Origin of the sequence: Flavonifractor sp. An52, assembly GCF_002159385.1 — a bacterium.
GTDB lineage: Bacteria > Bacillota > Clostridia > Oscillospirales > Oscillospiraceae > Flavonifractor > Flavonifractor avicola.
Map to the genome: position 1 here is coordinate 1 of NZ_NFIB01000065.1, position 1,825 is coordinate 1,825.

General features: G+C 48.2%; 1 protein-coding gene. It reads left to right on the forward strand.

Features of this window, described 5'->3' with window-relative positions; genetic code table 11:
• Nucleotides 1–676 precede the first annotated feature (676 nt).
• Entirely contained in the window at nt 677–1,186 is a 510-nt protein-coding gene (locus B5G06_RS13695; protein ID WP_242955515.1) for a sigma-70 family RNA polymerase sigma factor, read from the forward strand.
• Nucleotides 1,187–1,825: the final 639 nt, after the last annotated feature.

The following is a 1,825-nucleotide window of genomic DNA, read 5'->3' on the forward strand; positions in this document are numbered from 1 at the left end:
ACTCCTAATCATTCGGCCATCTCCCTTAAAAGTATTGCACACACTTTTAAGATAGCCGGTCTTTAGGCGTGGGTCAATTTTTGCCCGGCGTATAGGTCTATTTTACTCCGGCGGTGACACAAAAACAGAATCATACATAATCAGTGCATACGGCGGTCTTTATCTTATGGATAAGGGCCGCCCTTCTTTATGTTATCGACAAATTCCGAGGGAAACCGTCAAGGTTCCCCAAATTTAGAACTTACAATTAAAAATTATCAGCAAGGGCGGCAGCGTAGAACTGCCATGTTGATGAAAGAAAGGGGATGTTGCCAGCCGCCTGTGTGCCGTCCGCATAACAGCGGGCAAGGAGTAGCAATGCTATGGACGATACCATCCACAGCATTGGGAGGTTACTTTTTGTCCCACTTACACGACACACGGCTTTCAATGGACAAATTTCAATAGGCGTTGGCCGGCGTTTTTGTGCGCGGGAGTTTTCCCCAAGTGGGGACAAACCTCCGCCTGCCGGTGCTGCTTGCCCTATTGGACTTCTCAATGCACATATCCAGAAAGCGGCTGATTTTGTATTCCGGTACAAAGTCGGCTGCTTTCATTTAAGGCTCCCTGAACAAAGGATTAGGGGACCGCCACCTCCGATTTGTTTTCCACAAAAAACAAATCGGAGGTAACAGAGTTGCAAAATTATCGCAAAAGCGATTATGCGATAAACAAAAACAGCCCTAATATCGTTTATCGCTTTCATAATGAAATCATAGAAATCACGCTGGAGGATTATTTGAAAGAGAACCCTGACAAAACGGAACACGACTTTGCAGAGCTGAAAGCCCTGTCCGATCAAATCTACTATGAGCAGGATCGGGCAGAGAGCGCCCAGACCCGCAAGGATGTTTCCATTCATAGTTTGGAGGAAACGGAGCATTGTGCTACTCGCCCTCTAGATGAAGAATGGGAAGAACGAATTGTTGACATACAGAACCGCAAGTATGCTTGGAAAGCGCTGGTGCAGCTTTTTACAATGGGTTCATTGACCGAGGTTCAGAAACGGCGGTTCCGGCTTCATGTTTTTCAGGGACTCTCTATCCGGCAGATTGGTCGGATGGAAGGGACAAGCCATCAAGCCGTTGCCAAGTCCATAAAACTGGCGATTGCCAAACTAAAAAAATATTTTGCGGCACAGGGTTGACACCCCTGCGGTTTCAGGACGATAGGTGAAAGACATCTTTTGATTTTCTTTCGCCTGTACCTTGACAACCGCATACTCATTCATCAGTAACATCCCCCTTTCCAGTGCGAGGAGCAAAAGCCGATTCAGGGGCCGCGCCATGATATACGGACATGATGAGCAGATCCCACCTGATTATCATAATTGGTCTTGCATACAATCCTGTCCCGTATGAGCGAGTAACGGCAGCCTGTAAAAACCGGGTAGCACCCGGCGCGGCCATAACCGGAAAGGGGTATAATGGTACTCCTGTCCAGCCACAGCCCTGCTTGACCGCAGGATCACGCAATGGGGGCAGCTCGGAGAGATCCTCGGAGGGGTGAGATTCCCGTGGGCCGGTTCGCTGCTGGTCGCTGATGACTTCCCAATATGTGCGGGGTGTCAAGGACAAATGGCACATAGCAAGAAAACAAATCGGATTTTGTATTTCGCCGGAAATGGGGCGGGTCTTATGGCCTGCCCTATTTCCGGCTTACTTAATATTCAGTCCAATGGTATGAAGTCAAGTAGGTGATGCAAGAAAATTTCAAATGGGAATGAGTAAAAAGGACCATGTAGGCAGGAAAAAGACAACGCCAATCCAAGCCCTGTCCCTGAGTT